This is a genomic window from Intrasporangium zincisolvens (assembly GCF_034724055.1).
Lineage (GTDB): Bacteria > Actinomycetota > Actinomycetes > Actinomycetales > Dermatophilaceae > Monashia > Monashia zincisolvens.
On sequence record NZ_JAWIIL010000010.1, the window covers coordinates 1 to 20669 of the forward strand.

At 71.0% G+C, this 20669-nt stretch carries 17 protein-coding genes, 1 tRNA gene and 1 riboswitch; of the genes, 5 read left to right on the forward strand and 13 right to left on the reverse strand.

The window, feature by feature from the left end:
- The 4 genes from RY076_RS19605 to RY076_RS19620 all read right to left on the reverse strand — a co-directional run bounded on the left by RY076_RS19605 (position 1) and on the right by RY076_RS19620 (position 3751).
- Positions 1 to 73 (reverse strand) — tRNA-Thr (locus RY076_RS19605).
- Positions 74 to 226: 153 nt separating this feature from the next.
- Complete coding sequence (locus RY076_RS19610; protein WP_323100997.1) at positions 227 to 892, reverse strand: transglycosylase family protein; 666 nt, start codon at positions 890 to 892, stop codon at positions 227 to 229.
- Positions 893 to 897: 5 nt separating this feature from the next.
- Positions 898 to 1100: riboswitch (cyclic di-AMP (ydaO/yuaA leader) on the reverse strand.
- 311 nt (positions 1101 to 1411) lie between these two features.
- On the reverse strand, positions 1412 to 3232 hold the full coding sequence (locus tag RY076_RS19615) for a serine/threonine-protein kinase (RefSeq protein WP_323100999.1): 1821 nt from the start codon (positions 3230 to 3232) through the stop codon (positions 1412 to 1414).
- Positions 3233 to 3319: 87 nt separating this feature from the next.
- On the reverse strand, positions 3320 to 3751 hold the full coding sequence (locus RY076_RS19620; protein ID WP_323101001.1) for a CBS domain-containing protein: 432 nt from the start codon (positions 3749 to 3751) through the stop codon (positions 3320 to 3322).
- Positions 3752 to 3970: 219 nt separating this feature from the next.
- On the opposite strand from RY076_RS19620, the gene RY076_RS19625 reads away from it, so the two are divergent.
- A complete protein-coding gene (locus RY076_RS19625; protein WP_323101002.1) occupies positions 3971 to 5497 on the forward strand; it encodes an alpha,alpha-trehalose-phosphate synthase (UDP-forming) in 1527 nt (508 codons plus the stop codon).
- Complete coding sequence (gene otsB / locus RY076_RS19630; protein WP_323101003.1) at positions 5494 to 6294, forward strand: trehalose-phosphatase; 801 nt, start codon at positions 5494 to 5496, stop codon at positions 6292 to 6294. Before RY076_RS19625 ends, otsB begins: the two co-directional genes overlap by 4 nt.
- Before the next feature lie 9 nt (positions 6295 to 6303).
- Here otsB and RY076_RS19635 read toward each other — a convergent pair whose 3' ends face one another.
- The 5 genes from RY076_RS19635 to RY076_RS19655 form a co-directional block, all read right to left on the reverse strand.
- Positions 6304 to 7317, reverse strand: coding sequence for a LacI family DNA-binding transcriptional regulator (locus RY076_RS19635; protein WP_323101004.1), 1014 nt, complete (start codon positions 7315 to 7317; stop codon positions 6304 to 6306).
- Positions 7318 to 9210: a glycoside hydrolase family 13 protein gene (locus RY076_RS19640; protein ID WP_323101006.1), complete on the reverse strand. Its 1893-nt coding sequence runs from the start codon at positions 9208 to 9210 to the stop codon at positions 7318 to 7320.
- Positions 9207 to 10151 (reverse strand): sugar ABC transporter permease, encoded by a 945-nt coding sequence (locus tag RY076_RS19645; RefSeq protein WP_323101007.1) that lies wholly within the window; start codon positions 10149 to 10151, stop codon positions 9207 to 9209. Before RY076_RS19645 ends, RY076_RS19640 begins: the two co-directional genes overlap by 4 nt.
- Positions 10151 to 11695 (reverse strand): ABC transporter permease subunit, encoded by a 1545-nt coding sequence (locus tag RY076_RS19650; RefSeq protein ID WP_323101009.1) that lies wholly within the window; start codon positions 11693 to 11695, stop codon positions 10151 to 10153. Before RY076_RS19650 ends, RY076_RS19645 begins: the two co-directional genes overlap by 1 nt.
- Before the next feature lie 151 nt (positions 11696 to 11846).
- Positions 11847 to 13169, reverse strand: a complete 1323-nt coding sequence (locus RY076_RS19655; RefSeq protein WP_323101010.1) for a sugar ABC transporter substrate-binding protein — start codon at positions 13167 to 13169, stop codon at positions 11847 to 11849.
- Positions 13170 to 13449: 280 nt separating this feature from the next.
- On the opposite strand from RY076_RS19655, the gene RY076_RS19660 reads away from it, so the two are divergent.
- The 3 genes from RY076_RS19660 (at position 13450) to RY076_RS19670 (ending at position 16559) form a co-directional block, all read left to right on the forward strand.
- Positions 13450 to 14553 carry an ABC transporter ATP-binding protein gene (locus RY076_RS19660; RefSeq protein ID WP_323101012.1) on the forward strand — a complete coding sequence of 368 codons (1104 nt, stop codon included), beginning with the start codon at positions 13450 to 13452 and terminating at the stop codon, positions 14551 to 14553.
- A gap of 111 nt (positions 14554 to 14664) precedes the next feature.
- Positions 14665 to 15318, forward strand: a complete 654-nt coding sequence (locus tag RY076_RS19665; protein ID WP_323101014.1) for a Pr6Pr family membrane protein — start codon at positions 14665 to 14667, stop codon at positions 15316 to 15318.
- Positions 15315 to 16559: a DUF4032 domain-containing protein gene (locus RY076_RS19670; protein WP_323101015.1), complete on the forward strand. Its 1245-nt coding sequence runs from the start codon at positions 15315 to 15317 to the stop codon at positions 16557 to 16559. The genes RY076_RS19665 and RY076_RS19670 overlap by 4 nt, the downstream gene beginning before the upstream one ends.
- Positions 16560 to 16577: 18 nt before the next feature.
- Here RY076_RS19670 and RY076_RS19675 read toward each other — a convergent pair whose 3' ends face one another.
- From RY076_RS19675 to cysS, 4 genes are all read right to left on the reverse strand, one after another.
- Entirely contained in the window at positions 16578 to 17114 is a 537-nt protein-coding gene (locus RY076_RS19675; protein ID WP_323101016.1) for a vitamin K epoxide reductase family protein, read from the reverse strand.
- Between the two features lie 4 nt (positions 17115 to 17118).
- Complete coding sequence (locus RY076_RS19680; RefSeq protein WP_323101017.1) at positions 17119 to 17973, reverse strand: DUF929 family protein; 855 nt, start codon at positions 17971 to 17973, stop codon at positions 17119 to 17121.
- A 168-nt stretch (positions 17974 to 18141) separates the two neighbouring features.
- Positions 18142 to 19107 carry a 23S rRNA (guanosine(2251)-2'-O)-methyltransferase RlmB gene (rlmB, locus tag RY076_RS19685; RefSeq protein WP_323101018.1) on the reverse strand — a complete coding sequence of 322 codons (966 nt, stop codon included), beginning with the start codon at positions 19105 to 19107 and terminating at the stop codon, positions 18142 to 18144.
- A 30-nt stretch (positions 19108 to 19137) separates the two neighbouring features.
- The gene (gene cysS, locus RY076_RS19690; protein WP_323101021.1) at positions 19138 to 20589 is read right to left on the reverse strand and encodes a cysteine--tRNA ligase; all 1452 of its coding nucleotides are present in this window, start codon (positions 20587 to 20589) and stop codon (positions 19138 to 19140) included.
- Positions 20590 to 20669: the final 80 nt, after the last annotated feature.

The window sequence follows — 20669 nt, forward strand, 5'->3', positions numbered from 1 at the left end:
AGCTGGCGGGGGGACTCGAACCCCCAACCACCTGTTTACAAGACAGGTGCGCTGCCAATTGCGCCACGCCAGCGGCCCGGTCGTGCGGCAGACCCGCCGCCGTCCGGTCGGGCGCCAGCGTAACGGAGGCTGCCCGTCCCGTCCCACACGGCAGACGAAGGACGGCCCCGCGGGACCCAGGGGTTGGTCGCGCGAGGCCGTCCGGTCGTGCTCGGTCAGAGGTGCGTCACGGAAGACGCAGCACCTGGCCGACGTAGATGAGGTTCGGGTTGTGCACCCGCGCCTTGTTGGCAGAGTACAGGGCCTTCCAGCCTCCGGAGACGTGGTACCGCTGGGCGATGCTCCCGAGCGTGTCGCCACGGCGCACGGAGACCTTCTTGCCGGTCCCTGCGTAGCTGTTGACCTTCTTGGTCGTCGTCTTCGTCGCGTAGGTCTTCTTCTTCGCGACCTTCTTCTTCGTCGTCGTGACCGGCTTGCGGACCGACGAGCGCGACGCGGCCGCGTTGGCGCCACCGTTGGCCTTGGTCAGGCCCGCACGACGCGAGCAGACGGGCCAGGCACCCGGGCCCTGCACGGCGAGGACCTTCTGGGCGACGGCGATCTGCTCGGCCTTGCTCGCGAGGTCGGCGCGGGGGGCGTAGGCGCGGCCGCCGAAGCCGACCCACGTGCTCTGCGAGAACTGCACACCGCCGTAGTAGCCGTTGCCGGTGTTGATGCTCCAGTTGCCGCCCGACTCGCACTGGGCGACCGAGTCCCACACCGACGCGGCCTTGGCCGATCCGGCCGTGGTGAGGCCACCGACGACGGTGGCGGCGCCGGCGATGCCGACCCCGGCGATGCGCTGCTTCATCGAGACCCGCTTGGCGGCAGCATGCTTGGACAGGTACTGCATAGGGGTATTCCTTCCTGACGCGCGCCTGCGGGGTTAGCTGTCGGGTTGGGGACGTCAGGTGCCCTGCCGCGGATGCGGCTTCACCCCAAGGTCAGTCGAGCACGAGGACTCGACCGTCGGTGTACCGACGGCCTTCGACATCACGACTCACTGACCACACTGGGTCCCCCGTCCTCGCCCGGCCCACCGGAGTGGGCGATGTCCCTGGCTGGCGAGGCTCGGCGCGCTCAGGGACCGGATTGCTGGGTGTCCATGTGAAGTTGTGCAGCGTGCCGTGTGGAGGCCGGAACACCATGGCAGCAACCGGTCGTGGACACCCCCGGGACGTACCCGGGGCCCACCCCGCCGGCCCGAGAGTCGGGGCCGCCGAGGCACGACGGTACGTGAGGAATCAACGATCCACAACCCGGTCCGAGATGATTTCGTGATCTTCTCGATATCCGGGCTTGACCGAACCGAACGCCGCGGACGGGTCTCGCCGCACCCCGCGTGTCGGCTGGACGACCGCGCCGTGAACCGTCAGCGGGCGAGGGGGTTGGCGCTGAAGGGCAGCCACGTGAGGCTGGCACCGTGGTCGACGGCCACGAGCCCGACGACGAGGCCGGCCACGACGAGCGTGATGGCCACGACCTGCGAGGCCGTCCCGACGGGCACGGCACGCCGCACGATCGAGCGCGAGCCGCGCCGCAGCGACACCCCGCCGGGGCCCCACCAGAGCATCGCCAGCCCGGCGAGCCCGCCGACCGCGAGCGTCGTCGGCGAACCGGGGACGAGGTCGGCCCCCGTGGCGCCGGCGAGCAGCAGGGCCGTCGCGAAGATGCCCGCCAGCGTCACGGCGATCGGCAGCACGAGCGTCACGGCGGTGGCGATGGCGCCGACGAGCAGGTGCCACGGGCTCGTGATGACGGCGAGCGGGATGTCGCTGCCGCGCCGGCCGTGGGCATAGCGCCGGAAGACGAGCGCGGACACCGACCGGTCGGTGGCACGCGCGAGGACCGACCACACCGCCAGCGCGACGACCGCATACCCGGGCCACGCCATGAGCGCGGCGACCCAGGCGATGCCGGCGGCTCCGAGCACACCGGTGCGCATGGCCATGCCGATGCGCGGGTCGCCCTCGCGCGGTGTCTGCTCGGGCTCCTCCTCGCCCCACTCGTCGTCCCACTCGCCGCGGCCCGCGTTGCGGCCCCAGCGCTCGTCGTAGAGGTCGGTGCCGCCCGCGCCGTCGTCGTACGCCGGGTCGTACTCGGGCTCGGGACTCCGACGCGGGCCGCTCGGCGGTGGCGCCCAGCGGACGTCGTCGGTGGTCGGCGCGACCGGCGGCAGCACGGCCGTGCCGCGGTCCTGGTAGACCTGCGTGGAGCCGGGAGCGGCCGGGGCGGCGGCGCCGAGCACGTCGGTGGGCGCGTCCCACGAGGACGCGTTCGGCGTCGGCACCGTGGCGGCCCGGCCGGCGGCGTACTGCTCGAGTGCGGTGATGACCTCGTCGGCGTGCGGCCGGCGCGACGGGTCGGGCGACAGGGACGCGCGCAGCAGCGGCACCAGACGCGGGTCGACGCCCTCGACGTCGACGTCGCCGGCGCGCACGCGGCTCAGGACGGCGTCCATCCGCGACCGGCCGAAGGGCGGGCGCCCCGACGCGGCGTAGGTGATCGTCGCGGCCCAGCCCCACCAGTCGGTGGCGTCGGTGATCGGCGCCCCCTCGACGAGCTCGGGCGACAGGTAGCCGGGAGTGCCCATGACGAGGCCGCCCACGGTGTGCCGCACGTCGTCCTGGACGTGCGCGATGCCGAAGTCGATGAGGACCGGCTCGCCGTCCTCGACGAGGACGTTGCCGGGCTTGATGTCGCGGTGCACGACGCCGCACGCGTGGATCGAGCGGATCGCCTCCGCCACGCCACGGGCGAGGCTGAGGAGCTCGCCGGGGTGCAGCGGCCCGTGCTCCTCGACGATCTCGTCGAGCGCCGGACCGGGCACGTACCGGGTGACGATGTAGGGACGCGGACCCATGACGTCGGCGTCGATGACGCTCGCTACGCGGGGGTCGCGGATGCGCGAGAGGGTCTCGACCTCGCGCATGAGCCGCTGGCGCGCGTCGGCGTCGTGGGCCACGTGCGCGCGCAGCACCTTGATGGCGACGGCGCGGCCGCGGGGGTCGAGCGCGAGGTGGACGACGCCCATGCCACCCTCGCCGATCTCCTCGACGAGGCGGTACCGTCCGATGCGTCCGGCGTCCCAGCCGTCACGGGCGCCGCCGATGGGCACGCCGCCGGTGCGCGGACCCGACCGCGGGCCGGACCGCGGGGCAGCGACCCGCTCGGTCCGGTCGTACGCAGTCATGGTCCTACGGTATGCGACCACGGGGGTCCACGCCGACGACCTCGGGGCCGTGGCGCGGGTCGGATGTCCGGTTTGTCCGGACCCGCGTCAGCCGGAGATGTAGTCGCGCAGCTGGTCGCGCTCGGACTGCAGCTCGGACAGCCGGTGCTTGACGATGTCACCGATGCTGACGATGGCCACCAGGCGGCCCTCGTCGTCGAGGATCGGCACGTGGCGCACCCGCTCCTCGGTCATCGTCGCGGCGAGGTCGGCGATGTCGTCGGCGGCGGTGCCCGTGGACACCTCGCTCGTCATGATCTGCGACACCGGCGCCTCGAGGATGCCGGCGCCGGTGGAGTGCAGGTGGCGCACGACGTCGCGCTCGCTGACGATGCCCTCGACGGTCGTGCCGTCGGAGCTCACGACGACGGCGCCGATGCGGTGTTCGTCGAGCAGGCCCAGGAGCCCGGACACGGTCTCGTCGGGCTGCACGGTGATCACCCCGGCGCCCTTCGCCCTCAGCACGTCAGAAATCTTCATGGCGACCTCCTTCACCTCGGGTGAGTGCCCCGACGCGTGTCCCCTGTCGTCGACGACGCCGCGCGGTGCCCTGACTCGACCCTAGAGCGACACCGGACGGGGCGCCACCGTTCGCTCGTTAGAGTGAGACCGCGCCCTGGCCGCTCCACCCGGCGCCGACGTGGGTATGCCGGAAGGTGGCCGTGCAGCCGTCCCCTCGACCACAGGAGCTGATCCCCGGTGCCGCCCGAACGGCAGACCTTCGACCTCGTCATCGCCGCGAACCGCCTCCCCGTCGACAAGGTGATCCTCGACGACGGCGAGATCGAGTGGCGCCGCTCCCCCGGCGGTCTCGTCACGGCCATGGAGTCGGTGATGCACACGCAGCCCGGGGCGTGGGTCGGCTGGGCCGGCGACTCCGGGGAGGCGCCCGAGCCCTTCGACGAGAACGGCATCCACCTGCACCCGGTGGCGCTGACGGCCGACGAGATCCGCGACTACTACGAGGGTTTCTCCAACGACACCCTGTGGCCGATCTACCACGACGTCATCGTGCCGGCGACCTTCCACCGCGAGTGGTGGGCGGCCTACCGCGCCGTCAACGAGCGGTTCGCCCGGGCGGTGGCCGAGGTGGCCGCCGAGGGCGCCCGGGTGTGGGTGCAGGACTACCAGCTGCAGCTCGTCCCGGCGCTCGTGCGCCAGCTGCGTCCGGACGTGCGGATCGGCTGGTTCAACCACATCCCCTTCCCGCCCGTCGAGCTCTTCGCCCAGCTGCCGTGGCGCGCCCAGCTGCTCGAGGGCCTGCTCGGGGCCGACTTCCTCGGCTTCCAGCGCCAGGCCGACGCCCGCAACTTCGTGCGGGCCTGCCGCCAGCTGCTCGGTGCGCCCACGAAGAAGGACCTCGTCACTGTCGAGGGTCAGCACCGGCAGGTGCGGGCCGCGGCCATCCCGATCTCCGTCGACTTCCACGGCCTCGAGGAGCTCGCGAAGCGACCCGACGTCATGGCGCGGGCCCGCGAGATCCGCTCGAGCCTCGGCGACCCCGAGGTGCTCATGCTCGGCGTCGACCGCCTCGACTACACCAAGGGCATCCGCCACCGGCTCAAGGCCTACGAGGAGCTGCTCGGCGAGCGGCGGATCGGTCCGCCCGAGGTGACGCTCGTGCAGGTGGCGACGCCGAGCCGCGAGCGCGTCGAGGCCTACCGCACGCTGCGCAACGAGATCGAGCAGACGGTCGGACGCATCAACGGCGACCTCGGCAAGATCGGCTCCCCGGCCGTGCACTACCTGCACCACTCCTACCCGCGCGAGGAGATGGCGGCACTCTTCCAGGCCGCCGACGTCATGCTCGTGACGCCCCTGCGCGACGGCATGAACCTCGTGGCCAAGGAGTACGTCACGTGCCGCCACGACCTCGGCGGCGCGCTCGTGCTCTCGGAGTTCACCGGCGCCTGGCACGAGCTGCACCAGGCCTTCGCGTGCAACCCGCACGACATCGAGGGCCTCAAGCAGACCATCCTGCGCGCCATCAACACCCCGGCCAAGGACAAGCAGCGCATCATGCGGGCCCTGCGCCGGCGCGTCGCCGACCACGACGTGCAGCGGTGGGCGGCGCGCTACCTCGCAGCGCTCGATGCCGCCCCGGAGGTGCCGCAGCCACCCGCGGGCTCGACCCGGTCGAGCGAGGCGGCGGCCGATCCCACTGCGACACAGCCCCCTTCACCCGAGAGCGTCTCGAAGCCGACGCGTCAGGAGGCCGGCCGGTGAGCACCACCTCGCCACCCGAGGGCGCCCTCGGCGACGTCGCAGCCGCGTCGACCCTGCTCGTGGCCACCGACTTCGACGGCGTGCTCGCACCGTTCGACGCCGACCCCATGAAGGCCCTGCCGCTGCCCGGCACCGTCGACACGCTCCGCGCGCTCGCGGGCCTGCCCGGCGTTCACGTGGCCGTCGTGTCGGGCCGCGACCTCGACACCCTGCGCACCCTGACCGGGCTCACCGAGGACGAGCCGATCGTCCTCATCGCCAGCCACGGCGCCGAGTCCTCGGACGAGCAGGTGCGGGCCGCGATGGAGGCGGCGGCCGTCACGCCCGACGACGAGGTCACGCTGGCCGAGCTGCGCTCCGACATCGAGACGCTCGTGAAGGAGCGCCACCCCGACGCCGGCATCGAGTACAAGTCCGCGGCGGTCGTCGTGCACACGCGCGGGCTGCCGAAGGACGTCGGTGACGCCGCCATCGCCGACGCCCGACGCGTCGCGCTCGACCACGACGGCGTCAAGGTGCTCAAGGGCAAGTCGGTGCTCGAGCTGTCGGTCTCCCACGCGGACAAGGGATCCGCCGTCACGGCCCTCGGGCGCGCGGTCGGTGCCACCGCCCGCGTCTACATCGGCGACGACGTCACCGACGAGGACGCCTTCATGCGGATGACCCGCCCGGAGGACGTCACGGTCAAGGTCGGCACGGGCTCGACGGCGGCGCACTACCGCCTCGACGACGAGCCCGCCGTCTCCCGGTTCCTCGACGCCCTGCTCGAGCGGCGCCGGGCGGCCGCCACCGACTGACCCCGGGGTTCAGCGGTGGCGGGCAGCGCCCGTCGACCCGCGCACCACGAGCTCGGGACGGAACACGTACTCCGCACGGGGAGAGGGCTGCCCGGCGATCTCGTCGAGCAGGGCCCGCACCGTCGCGGCGCTCATCGCGTTGACGCTCTGGCGCACGGTCGTCAGCGGCGGGTCGGTGAAGGCGATGAGCGTCGAGTCGTCGTAGCCGACGACCGAGAAGTCGCGGGGCACCTGCAGGCCCCGCTTGCGGGCCTCGCGGATCGCCCCGAGCGCCATGAGGTCCGAGCCGCACACGACGGCCGTGGCGCCGCGGTCGAGCAGCCGCCCGGCCGCGGTGGCCCCGCCCTCGACGGAGAAGAGCGAGCGTTCGATGAGGTCGTCGACGTCGGACCGCCCGGTCAGCTCCTGCATCGAGTGGCGGAAGCCGGCGATCTTGCGGATGACCGGCACGTACCGGTCCGGGCCGACGGCCAGGCCGATCTCGCGGTGCCCGAGCGATACGAGGTGCTCGAGCGCCAGCCCCATCGAGGCGACGTCGTCGTTGCTGATGAACGGCGCGTCGACACCCTCGATGTAGCCGTTGACGAGGACGAGCGGCAGGCCACGGTCGCGCAGCGCGACGTAGCGCTCGGAGTCGGTCGTCGTGTCGGCGTGCAGGCCGGAGATGAAGATGATGCCGGCCACGCCGCGCTCGAGGAGCATCTGGACGTAGTCGTCCTCGTGGACCCCCCCGGCCACCTGGGTGCAGAGCACCGGCGTGTAGCCGTTCTGGGCGAGGGAGTTCTCGATGATCTGCGCGAACGCCGGGAAGATCGGGTTGGTCAGCTCGGGCACGATGAGCCCGACGAGCCCGGCGCTCTTGCGGCGCAGGCGACTCGGCCGGTCGTAGCCCAGGACGTCGAGGGCGGTGAGCACCGCCTGCTTCGTCGACTCGGCGACGCCTGGCTTGCCGTTGAGCACGCGCGACACCGTCGCCTCGGACACGCTCGCCTGCTCGGCGATGTCGCGCAGCCGTGCCTTCACCTAGACCCCCTTACGTCGGACGTGCTTGGCCCCGCCGTCGGTGGGCTTCCACGTCCAGATGCGCACTCCCGGCGCGGACGCCGACAGTGTGACAGCACGCGCGCCGACCTTCGGAGCCGGTCCGTACGCCGAGGCGCCGTTCTCGATGCCGCCGAGGTGGCGGCGGTCGACGACGACGGGCTCATGCGCTGCGCGGGCGACGTGTACGAGGGCGACCTCGTCGGCCGTCTCGCGCAGGAAGACGATGGCGTCGCCCGACGCGTGGACCCAGCGCAGGCCGCCGCGCCGCAGCGCGACCGACCGCTTGCGGGCCGAGATCAGGCCGCGGTAGGCGGCGAGGATCCTTGCGTCCCAACGGGACTCGTCCCACGGCATGGGGCGTCGGCCGTCCTCGCCGAAGGTGCCTTCCATGCCGATCTCGTCGCCGTAGGTGAGCATCGGCATCGAGGGCAGCGTGAAGAGCAGCCCTGCGGCCGCGTCGACCATGCGGTCGTCGTCGCCGACGAGGGTGCGCACGCGCGTCGCGTCGTGCGAGCCGACGAGGTTGAACGAGTGCACGAGCGAGGACCACGCGATGCGAGAGGTGAAGTCGCGCATCGTCTCGACCACGGCACCGGCGTCGAGCAGCGGCACCGGCACGGGCGCACCGAGGAAGTTCGGGTCGCCGGTGTCGTCGCGCAGCCACGTCCACACCGGCTTGCAGAACCCGGCGTAGTTCATGACGCCGTGCCAGCCGTCGCCCGGCATGTCCACCGTGTAGTCGTGGACGTGTTCGCCGACGAGGAGCGCCTCGGGTGCCCAGCGGCCCAAGGCGTCCCGCATCTGCGCGGCGACCTCGTGGTTGACGTCGGTGGCGCGCCAGCGACCGGTCATGTTGGCGACGTCGACGCGCCAGCCGTCCAGCCCGCCCGACCGCCCGAGCCACTTGCGCACGACGCCGGACCGGTCCTCGAAGAGGCGCCGGCGCAGGTCGTGGTTGAGGTGGTTGAGCTTGGGCAGCGAGGGCACGCCGAGCCAGGAGACGTACTTGCCGCCCTCCCAGATGTAGTAGTCACGCTCGGGCGTGCTCTTCCCGCCGGGCCCTGACGCCGTGAGGAACCACTCGTGGGCGTCGCCCGTGTGGTTCGTCGTGAAGTCGCCGAGCACCTTCATGCCGCGCTCGTGCGCGGCCGTGGTGAGCCGCCGCAGGGCGGCATCGCCCCCGAGGAGCGGGTCGACGGCCTCGAAGGAGGACGCGTCGTAGCGGTGGTTGGAGCGGCCCGGGAAGAACGGCGTCAGGTACACGACGTCGACACCGAGCGACTCGAGGTGGTCGAGGTGCTCGACGACACCGTCGAGGTCGCCGCCGTAGAGCTGGTGGGCGATGACGCCCGGGCTCGTGTCGACCGGGTCGTCCCACGACGCCGGCACCGCCCAGTCGGGCAGGGTGCGCCGGTCGGCCCGCGCCGAGCGCGCGAACCGGTCGGGGAAGATCTGGTAGACGACGGAGCCCTCGGCCCACGCCGGGGCCGGCTTGTCGTGCGCGACGAGACGGAAGTCGCTGGCGTCGGGCACGTCGCGCAGCTGCACGCCGGTGCCGTTGAGCCACGCGTACTTCGTCGGGCCGCCCGCGAGCAGGAACCGGTAGTTCGTCACCGGGTTGTGGCAGACGAGGCTGGCCTTCCACCACGCGTCGGTCGCCGTCGTGCGCACGACACGCGCCTTGGCGAACTGCTGCTCACCGTCGGGCGACGTGCGCACGTGTACGGCGTCGACCTCGCACTCGAGCGGCACCCTCACGAGCACGTCGACGGTGTCGCCGAGCCGTGGCGCGAGGTTCGAGACGTAGCGGGCGGAGCCGTCGTGGTGCGGTTCGGACAGGAGGGTGGTGATCGGTGCGGGGCTCGGACTCACTTGACGGAGCCCGTGGTGAGGCCACCGACGAGCTGCTTCTGGAAGGCCAGGTAGAGCAGCATGACGGGGATGGAGCCGAGCAGCGCGCCGGCCGTGAACCGCCCGAAGAGGGTGTTCGCGTCGTTGCCGAGGGTCATGCCGTAGAGGCCGACGCCGAGCGTCTGCTGGTCGACGTCGGTGAGGAACACGCTGGCCAGCATGAACTCGCCGTAGAGGCCGACGAAGACGAGCATGAACACCGTGACGAGGATCGGCATGACGAGGCGCAGGGTCATCGTGAAGAAGATCCGGGCGTGGCTCGCGCCGTCGACGATCGCGGCCTCGTCGAGCTCGCGCGGGACGGTGTCGAAGTAGCCCTTGAGCAGCCAGACGTTCGCACCGAGCGCACCGCCGAGGTAGGCGAGGATCAGGCCGGTGGTCGTGTTGAGGCCGATGGCCGGCAGCACGTCACTGATGCCGGCGAAGATGATGTACATCGCGACGATGGCCAGCAGCGCCGGGAAGAACGTAGTGAGCAGCAGGAACATCATCCCGGGGCGGCGACCCTTGAACCGCAGGCGCGAGAAGGCGAACGCCGCGCAGGCGCCGATGAAGACGGCCATCAGCGCCCCCGAGAACGAGATGATCATCGAGTTCTTGTACCAGGTCCAGAACGGACGCGACGGGTCGTTGAACAGGGCCGTGAAGTTCTTCGTCGAGAAGCCGGACGGCCACAGGCTCGCCGTGTTGAGCGTGCCGCTCGGGTTCGTGGCGGCCGAGTAGATGAAGAGGATCGGGAAGAGGGCCCACATGAGGGCGACGATGCCGAGGGCGTGACGCCACCAGACGTGGCCCCCGATGCCCGGACGCTTCGGCGACGGAGCGGCAGATGAAGCGGGCTCGTGGGTCTCGACTTCGAGACGGTGCTCGAGGCGGGGGTCGGTGGGGACGGGGGCGGACATCAGTTGACCTCCTCGAGGGCCTTGGTGCGGCGGAAGCCCGGGATGCTCATCAGAGCCACGAGCAGGAAGATGACGACGGAGACCGCGGCCGCGAAGCCGTAGTTCGGCGCGCTGCCGGAGAAGGCCAGGCGGTAGGCGTAGGTGATGAGCAGGTCGCTCGACCCGATGCTCGTGTCGGCGCCGTTGAACGGGCCGCCCTTCGTGAGCAGGTAGATCAGGCCGAAGTTGTTGAAGTTGAAGGCGAACGACGCGAGCAGCAGCGGGCCGACCGCGACGAGCAGCAACGGCATGATGATCGAGCGCAGCGTGCGGAACGCGTTGGCGCCGTCGATGGTCGCGGCCTCGCGCACGTCCTGCGGGATGGACTGCAGGGCGCCGGTGCACACGATGAACATGTACGGGAAGCCGAGCCAGAGGTTCGTGATGAGGATCGCGGCCTTGGCCCCGGCGTCGGAGCCGAGCCAGTCGACGCCGATGTGCAGCGTCTGGTTGATGATGCCGTAGTCCTGGTTGAACATGCCCTTCCACACCAGCGCCGTGACGAAGCCGGGCAGGGCGTAGGGCAGGATCAGCAGCGACCGGTAGATGGCCTTGCCCTTGAGGCGCGGGTCGTTGAAGAGCAGCGCGATGAGCATGCCGAGCAGGAACGTCGAGAGCACCGACACGATGGCGAAGACGACGTTCCAGATGAAGATCCCGAGGAAGCCGCTGCGGATGGTGTCGTCGGTGAAGATGCGCGTGTAGTTCGCGAAGCCGATGCTCTCCTTCCAGCCCTGGGGGTAGGACTGGGTCGGGTCGGCGACGTTGACCCAGCGCGCGTCCTTGGGCCCGTAGACCGTCGGGGGCTGGGTCGCGTTGTCCGTGAGGCGGTCGGTCTTCGCGTCGTAGGTGACGGTCGCGCGACCCTCGAAGGCCTCGGAGAGGCCGACCGGCTTGATACCGCCGCCGTCGCTCGTCGGGATGGCGATGGCCGAGAGGTCCTTGCTGCGGGCGTTGGCCTGCTTGGCGTTGAGGACGGTGTAGCCGGGCGCCTTGGTGATCTTGCCGAGATCGGTCTTCTCGACCCCGGTGGCGGCCAGCGGCGTGAGCCCGGACTTGTCGCCGACGTACATCGAGCCGTCGGGCTTGGTCAGCAGCAGGACGATGTCGGCAGTGGCGGGGTCCCCGCCCTCCTTCGTGGCGATCGACATCTTGTAACGAGGCGTGTCAGGCACCTCACGCACCGACTGGGCGATGATGTCGCTGACCGACGCCTCCTTGCTGTAGAGGTGGCCGTCGCCGTAGTTCGTCGTGGACAGCGCCGCGGTGTAGAGCACCGGCCACAGCTGGAAGAGCGCCATGAAGATCAGGCCGGGCACGAGGTACTTCAACGGCACCGCACGCCGCGTCGCATAGACCGCGAGGATGCCCATCCCGACGAGACCCGTGATGATGACGAAGGTGGTGTTCCCGGCCTGGGCGAGCTTGGTGGCGATCCACAGGAGACCGGCCATCGTCACGATGATGAGGACCCACTTGATCGCGAGCGCGAGGGGCTTGGTCATGTCACACGTCCTTTTGCGCCGTCCCGGCGCCGTTGCCGTCGATGCACTTGGCGGGGAGCGGGAACGCTCCCGGAGGACCCCCGAAGAGGGGTGGGGGCCCCGGGGTCCGCCACACGGGCGGACCCCGGAACCCCTGTCACATCAGAGGGACTCAGCCCTTGGCGATGTTGGCCGTGATCTCCTTCGCGGCGGCGTCGAGACGCGCCTGGGCACCAGCCTTGCCGGCGATGATGTCAGCGGTCGCCTGGCCGAACGGGCCCCAGACCGAGTTCATCGCGGGGATGTTCGGCATCGGCGCACCGCCGGTACCGGCCTCGTACCAGGCCTTGACGTCGGGGTCGCTCGCGGAGACCTCGTCGTAGGCCTCCTTGAGGGCCGGCGGACGCTTGCCGACCTCGAAGAGGGCCAGCTGGACGTCCTTGCGCGGGATGTAGTTCGTGACGAACTCCTGCGCGAGGGCCGCGTTCTTGGCCTTGCTCGAGACGTAGAACATCTGGACACCGAGGAACGGCTGCATCGGGCCACCGCCGGTGAGCGAGGGCAGCGGGGCGATGCCGTAGTTGATGCCGGCGTCCTTGGCCTTCGCGACGCTCCACGGGCCGCTGATCATGAACGGGGCGGCCTTCGTGTCGAAGAGCGCGTCCTGGTTCGTGTCGTCGACGTTGGTCGACAGGACCTTCTTCTTGCCGAGGTCGGCGAGAACCTCGCCACCCTTGACGGAGCCGGCGCTGTTGACGATGACCTTGTTGGGGTCGTAGTCGCCGTTGGCCTTGGTGCCGAAGATGCCGCCGCCCTGGAAGGCCGACAGGTACGGGTAGGCGAAGTAGGCGTTGCCGACCTTGGAGACGAACTGCGACAGGACCTGCTTGGCCTTGCCCTCCTTGACGAGCTTCTCGCCCATGGCGACCAGCTCGTCCATCGTCTTAGGCGGGTTCGGGACGAGGTCCTTGTTGTACATGAGGCCGATGTTCTCGACGGCGTACGGGACGCCGTAGGACTGGCCGTTGAACTTCGTGGCCTCGATCGCCTTCGGGAGGAACTTCGCGGCGACGTCGGAGCTGAGGTTGATCGGGGCGACGGTCGAGTTCTGGACGAGCTCGCCGAGCCAGTCGTGGGCACCGACGATGACGTCCGGGCCCTTGCCGACCTTCGTCGCGTCCTTGAACTGCGCACGCACGTCGGTGGAGATCTGGACCTTGACCGAGACGCCGTTCTCCTGGGCGAACTGGTCGGCGTACTTCTGCACGGCCGCGGAGCGGTCGGCGTCGGTCCAGATGACGAGGTCGACGTTCGCGTCGCGGACGGGGGCCGCAGTGCCGCTCGGCGTCTCGGGGGTGCCTGAGGTGGCAGCCGGCTTGCTCGTGCCGGCGCCGCCGGTGTTGGACGGGGTGGTGGGGCTGGACCCACCGCAGGCGCTGAGGGCCAGGGCGGCAACGCCCGTGACGGCAGCAGCGCCGAGCGCACGCTTGTGCATGGATTCTCCTTTGAAGCCAGGTGGCACACGCCGCCACCGGTGGCGCTGACGATAGCAAGAACTTGCAAAGGAGAACTACAGGTCTTGCAGCAACTTTTTGCAACGTTCAGGACACGAAGTCGGGACACCCCGGGGCGCCACGGGCCGGGGCCCTCGAACCCGGGTCTGGTCACCGACACGGCCATGGGGCAGGATGGCCGTGGCCCGCCCACTCGGGCAGGCAGCCCTTTACAACGGATCGTCCGGCACGTTCCTGCCGGTGAAGGAAGGCAATGAAGCCATGGCAACTGTGACGTTCGACAACGCGACGCGTCAGTACCCCGGGAACCCGATTCCCTCGGTCGACAAGCTCAACATCGAGATCGCGGACGGTGAGTTCCTCGTCCTCGTCGGTCCCTCCGGATGTGGCAAGTCCACGTCCCTGCGCATGCTCGCCGGCCTCGAGGAGGTCAACGGCGGCCGCATCCTCATCGGCGACCGCGACGTGACGAACCTGTCCCCCAAGGACCGCGACGTCGCGATGGTGTTCCAGAACTACGCGCTGTACCCGCACATGACCGTCGCCGACAACATGGGCTTCGCGCTCAAGATCGCCGGCGTCGACAAGGCCGAGATCCGCAAGCGCGTCGAGGAGGCCGCCAAGATCCTCGACCTCACCGCCTACCTCGAGCGCAAGCCGAAGGCCCTCTCGGGTGGCCAGCGCCAGCGTGTCGCCATGGGCCGCGCCATCGTCCGCTCGCCCCAGGTGTTCCTCATGGACGAGCCGCTGTCGAACCTCGACGCCAAGCTCCGCGTGCAGACCCGCACGCAGATCGCCTCGCTCCAGCGCCGCCTCGGCGTCACGACCGTCTACGTCACGCACGACCAGGTCGAGGCCATGACGATGGGTGACCGCGTCGCGGTCCTCAAGGACGGCATCCTCCAGCAGTGCGACACCCCGCGCCGCATGTACGACCACCCGGCCAACGTCTTCGTCGCCGGCTTCATCGGCTCGCCCGCGATGAACCTCGTCTCGGCGCCGGTCACCGACGGTGGCGTCGACTACGGCGGCCACATCGTCCAGATCGAGCGCGACCTGCTCGGTGACGCCGGCAAGGAGGTCACCATCGGTGTCCGCCCCGAGGACCTGGAGCCGGCCGAGGACGGCCACGGCATCGCGGTCACCGTCGACGTCGTCGAGGAGCTCGGCGCCGACGCCTACATCTACGGCTCGACGAAGGCCCACCAGGTCGACGCCGAGGGCGAGGAGGAGACGGCCAAGCCGTTCATCGCCCGCGTCGACGGCCGTCGCCCCCCGGAGAAGGGCCAGGTCATCCACCTCAAGCCCAAGCAGGGCCACGTCCACCTCTTCAACTCCGACAGCGGCCTCCGCATCGGCGACTGAGGTCGGCGTTCCTCAGCACCACAGCACGGCCACCGGGCCGGCACCCCACGCGGTGCCGGCCCGGCGCCGTGTCCCCTCCCGTGGGCACGCGCAGGCCCTAGGCTCCGACGCATGACGCGCCTAGGACGCTGGTGGCACCTCGTGACCTTCGCCGTCGTCGTCGTGGCGCTCGTCCTGCAGGCGGTCCTCGTGGCGTCGGGGCAGACCGTCATCGACTCCGGCACCACAGTCGCTGCGCTGCCGGAGCGGCTGCGACGACTGTTCTCCTACTCCACGATCCAGTCGAACCTGTTCGTCGGCGTCGCCGTGCTGCTCGTCCTGCTCGGGCGCACGCACTCGCAGGCGTTCCGCGTCGTGCGGCTCGCCTCGCTCATCGGCATCACGGTGACGGGCGTCGTCGCCTTCGTCGCGCTGAAACCGCCGGCCACCTACACCGCGGCCAACCTGCTGTGCGACCGGCTCCTGCACGTCGTCGTGCCGCTCCTGACCGTCGTCGGATGGGTGGCGTTCGGCCCGCGCGGCAAGGTCACCCGGGCCGACCTGCTGCCCTCGCTCGCCTGGCCGGTGCTGTGGCTGGCGGCGACGCTCGCGCTCGGGCCGGTCGTCGGCTGGTACCCCTACCCCTTCATCGACGTGCGGACCATCGGCTACGGGTCGACGCTGGCCAACTGCGCGGTCATCGCGCTGCTCTTCCTCGGGCTGGCCGCCGTCGTGCTCGTCGCGGATCGACGCCTGTCGCGCAGGCATGCCACGATGAGCGCGTGACGCTCGAGATCACCACCGCCCGTCCCGAGTCGGCCCTGCTCGACCTGCCGTGGTCGACGCCTCTCGAGGAGTGGCCCGAGAGCACGCTCGCCGCGCTCCCCCGAGGCATCTCGCGCCACGTCGTGCGCTTCGTCAAGCTCGGCGGGCGCGTGCTGGCCGTCAAGGAGATCAAGGACGACATCGCCGACCGCGAGTACGCGATGCTGCGCAACCTGCGCCGGCTCGACGTCCCGTGCGTCGAGCCCTTCGGCGTCGTCCACGGTCGCACCACCGAGGACGGCGAGCCCCTCGACGCGTGCCTCATCACCCGGCACCTGCAGTTCTCGCTGCCCTACCGCGCGCTCTACAGCCAGAACCTGCGCCCCGACACCGCCGTGCGCCTCATGGACGCCCTCGCCCTGCTGCTCGTGCGCCTGCACCTCGACGGCTTCTGGTGGGGCGACGTGTCGCTGTCCAACACGCTCTTCCGCCGCGACGCCGGCGCCTTCGCCGCCTACCTCGTCGACGCCGAGACGGGCGAGCTGCACCCGCGGCTCACCGACGGCCAGCGCGAGCACGACCTCGACATCGCCCAGGTCAACATCGCCGGCGAGCTCATGGACCTCGACGCCGGCGGCTTCCTCGAGGAGGCGGCCGACCCGTTCGAGGTGGCCGCCTCGATCATCGAGCGGTACCACACGCTGTGGGGCGCGCTCACCGGCACCGAGCGGTTCGAGCTCGGCGACCGGTGGCGCGTCGACGAGCGCATCCGCCGCCTCAACGAGCTCGGCTTCGACGTCGACGAGCTGCAGATCACCACCGACTTCGGCGGCACGGAGATCGTCATCACCCCGAAGGTCGTCGACGCGGGGCACCACTCCCGGCGCCTGCTGCGCCTCACCGGCCTCGACGTCGGCGAGAACCAGGCCCGCCGCCTGCTCAACGACCTCGACGCCTACACCGCGGCTACCGACCAGCAGGGCGTCGACGAGGAGATCGTCGCCCACGAGTGGCTCTCGAAGGTGTACGAGCCGGTCGTCCGGTCGGTGCCCCGCCCGCTCGTCGGGCGCCTCGAGCCGGCCGAGATCTTCCACGAGGTGCTCGAGCACCGGTGGTACATGAGCGAGCGGGCAGGGCGCGACGTGCCGATGGACGAGGCCGTGCGCGACTACCTCTCGACGGTGCTGCCGGCCAAGCCGGAGGAGAAGTCGGTGCTCGGCGTCGACACCGAGGAGATGCCGGTCATCAGCCGGCTCGACTGAGCCGCGGGCGCGCCGGGCTCAGCCCTCGAGGTCGACCGGCTCGGGCGCCCTGTCGGCCGGCCCCGACAGGATCTGGCCGAAGAGCACGAGGACCCACAGCAGGAACGTCACGACGTGGACGGCCGTGCACCACAGGCAGATCGCGTGGATCCGGTAGAGCTCGGCCCAGACGAGGTAGAGCACCATGCCGAGGCCGACGGTGAGCCAGCCGAGACGGGCCGCGTCGAGCCAGCCGGCGCGGCTGCGCCACGTCGAGGGCCACACGAGCGGCAGCAGGACGAGGAAGAAGACGAGCCCGAGCAGGGCCACAGGGACGCCCATGAACGTGCTCCAGGCACTCGTCGTCACCTTGGCGCAGTCGACGACCCCACCGATGCTGCAGGCGAGCGTCGCGTTGTTCGTGAAGTGCTCGACCGTGAGGTAGATCGACACCCCCAGCCCGACGACGGTGAGCGCGAGGGTGCTCGGGGCGAGCCACACCGGCCGGACGCGTCCGGGCCGTGTCGCGGCTGCCACCGCGGCGGCCGTCTCGCCGCTCTGCTCGGTGCGGCTCACGGCGTCACTTCTTCTTGAGCAGGACCGAGGCCGTCATGACGCCGCTCGACGTGCAGACGTTCGTCGGCTTGCCGCCCGTCATCTGGCACAGCTGCGCGCTGATGAGGTTGATCGCCGGGTTCATCGTCTTGCCGATCTGGGAGTTCGGGTCCTTGATGCCGGCGATGATCTGGTCGTAGGTCTTGCCGTCGATGACGTTGGCGTCGACCGTGGCACCGCTCGTCGCGTTGGTGCCGCCGTAGTCGATCCACGGGATGCCGCCGCCGGGGTTGAACTTCTGGAACAGCTGGAGGTTCTGGCCCTCGAGCGTCTGCAGCGGCTGCTGGTTGCGGTCCTGGGTCTCGATCGCCTCGAGTGCGAGCACGTCGCTCGTGTACTTCGCCTTGGCGAACGACCACGTCGGGGTGTCGGGGTGCACGTCGCTCGACGAGCTCGTCGTCGGCGTCAGACCGCTGAACGTGCCGAAGCGGGCCAGCGCACCGATGAGGGCCCAGCGCTCCATGGCGCAGAACGGGCAGTACTCGGCGCCGACGTAGAGCACCTTCGGCTTGCCGTCCTGGGTCAGCGGGGTGCCGCCCTCGAGCTTGGCCGGGGCGAAGTTCGGGTTGGGCGCAGCCGAGGAGTCGAGGGTGGCCTGCGGCAGCGAGACCAGGGCCGACAGGGCCGCGTCGGCGCCGGTGGCCGCGGGAGCGGGCTTGGGACGGTTCGACACGGCGATCCCGACGACGACCGCCACGATGACGACGACGACGGCGACGACGGCCGCGATGACCTGCTTGCGCTGGCGCTCCTTGCGCTCGACCTCGGCGCGCATCTGCGCCGCGCGTGCGGCGGTATCGGCCCTGCTGCTCTTGCCCACGTCTGCGTCCTTCACTCGGTGCGCGGCCATCCGCGCCGGTGCCTGCTGTCTGCCATCCGCTACTACACGACGTAGTGCGGGCCCGGCCCACTCTACCGACGACACTGTGACCAGCGTCGGGCGCACCCGGGGAGTTCCCCGGACGCGGCCCGCGCGGTCACGATCGCGTCACCGACGCCGCTGCCGGGCCACCTCGTAGAGCGTGACGCCCGTGGCGAGCCCGGCGTTGAGCGACTCGACGGCCGAGCTCATCGGGATCGACACGATCTGGTCGCACGTCTCGCGGACGAGGCGCGAGAGGCCCTTGCCCTCCGAGCCGGTGACGATGACGAGCGGCTCGGTGGCCAGCGTCAGGTCGGGCAGCTCGACGTCGCCGTCCATGTCGAGGCCGAGGACGAAGAAGCCGGCCTTCTTGAACTCCTCGAGCGCACGCGTCAGGTTGCTCGCCTTGGCGACGGGGATGCGCGCCGCCGCACCGGCGGAGGTCTTCCACGCCGAGGCCGTCATGCCGACCGAGCGCCGCTCGGGCACGACGACGCCGTGGCCGCCGAACGCGGCGACCGAACGGACGATCGCGCCGAGGTTGCGGGGGTCGGTGATGCCGTCGAGGGCCACGACGAGCGGGATGCCGGGCATCTCGGGGTCGATGAGGTCGGCCGGGTCGGCGTAGTCGTAGGGCGGCACCTGCAGCGCGAGGCCTTGGTGCACGCCGCCGTCGGTGAGCCGGTCGAGCTCGCCGCGCGGCGTCTCGAGGATGGCCAGGCCCCGCTCCGTGGCGAGCTTGAGCGCCTCGCGGACGCGGTCGTCGGTGTCGATGCGGGTGGCGACGTACATCGTGGCCACCGGCACGTCGGCGCGCAGTGCCTCGACGACGGAGTTGCGCCCGTAGACCATCTCGCTCGAGGCCTTGCTCCGGCTCTTGGGCCGCGAGGCGGCGCGCGTGCCGGCGGACCCGGAGCCCGCGCGCTTGGCGGCGGTCTTGGCCCGCTTGTGCGCGGGGTGGTACTCGCGGTCGGCCGCCTTCGGCGTGGGGCCCTTGCCCTCGAGACCGCGGCGGCGCTGGCCGCCGGAGCCGACGGACGGCTTCTTGCCGCCCTTGCGGACGGCGCCGCGTCGCTGGGAGTTGCCTGGCATGGGAGTCCTTCGGTTCGGGTGGGTCGGCGGTCAGCCCGCCGCGGCCTCGGTGCGCTCGGGCCGCGCGAGCGACCACTCCGCGCCCGAGGGCGTGTCGGTGATGGTGATGCCGGCGGCCACGAGCGCGTCGCGGATCTCGTCGGCGCGGGCGAAGTCGCGCTCCTGGCGGGCGTGCTGGCGCGCCTCGAGCTGGACGCGGACGAGGGCGTCGAGCGCGCCCTCGGCTGCGGCGTCGCTGCCCCGGTGGGTGCCGCCCCAGTGGACGGCGAGAGGGTTGACGCCGAGCACGTCGGTCATGGCCACGACCGACGCGGCGGCGGCGAGCGCCGCCTCGTCGTCGGCGTCGTCGAGGGCGGTGTTTCCGGCGCGCACCGTGTCGTGGACGACGGCCAGCGCCCCGGACACCCCGAGGTCGTCGTCCATCGACGCGACGAACTCGGCCGGCAGCGTCGAGCCGGCGGCAGCCGCCACGACGTCACCGCGGCGCGCGGCCCGCTCGAGGAAGCCCTCGATGCGCTCGACCGCCGCGGCCGCCTCCTCGAGCGAGCCCGGGTGGTACTCGATCGTCGAGCGGTAGTGCGCTGCGGTGAGGAAGTAGCGCAGCACGAGCGGGCGGGTCGTCTCGAGCAGGTGGCGCACCTCGAGGGCGTTGCCGAGCGACTTGCCCATCTTCTGCCCCTTGACCGTGACCCACGCGTTGTGCAGCCAGTACCGGGCGAAGCCGAGGCCGGCCGCGCGCGACTGCGCGAGCTCGTTCTCGTGGTGCGGGAAACGCAGGTCGATGCCGCCGCCGTGGATGTCGAACTCCTCGCCGAGCCAGCGGCGCGCCATGGCCGAGCACTCGAGGTGCCAGCCGGGGCGACCTGCCCCGAACGGCGTCGGCCACGAGGCGGTCTCCGGCTCCTGCGCCTTGCGGCCCTTCCACAGCGCGAAGTCGCGGGGGTCGCGCTTGCCCCGCGGGTCGGCGTCCTCGGCCGCGACCATGTCGTCGATCGACTGGTTGGACAGCGAGCCGTACTCGGGCCAGGAGCGCACGTCGAAGTACACGTCGCCGGAGCCGTCGGGTGCCGCGTAGGCGTGGCCCTTCTCGACGAGCGTCTCCATGAGCGAGACCATGTCGGGCACGTGGCCGGTGGCGCGCGGCTCGTAGGACGCGGGCTCGACGCCGAGGGCGTCGAGCGCGAGGGTCGTCAGCCGCTCGTTGCGGTAGCTGAGGGCGAACCAGTCCTCGCCGGAGTCGGCGGCCTTGCGCAGCACCTTGTCGTCGATGTCGGTGACGTTGCGCACGAGGGTGACCTCGTAGCCGTGGCCGGTCTCGAGCCAGCGCCGGAGCACGTCGAACGCGACGGCGAAGCGGATGTGCCCGATGTGCGGGGCGCCTTGGGTCGTGAGGCCACAGATGTACATGCCGACCTTGCCGGCCTCGCGCGGCGTGAAGTCGCGCAGCTCCCGGGTGGCGGTGTCGAACAGTCGTAGGCTCACCCGCGGCAGTCTATCGGCGCGCGAGCGCCGCTCCGGACGCGTCGACGAGGCCCCACCACGGCGCTCCGCCCGCACTACGC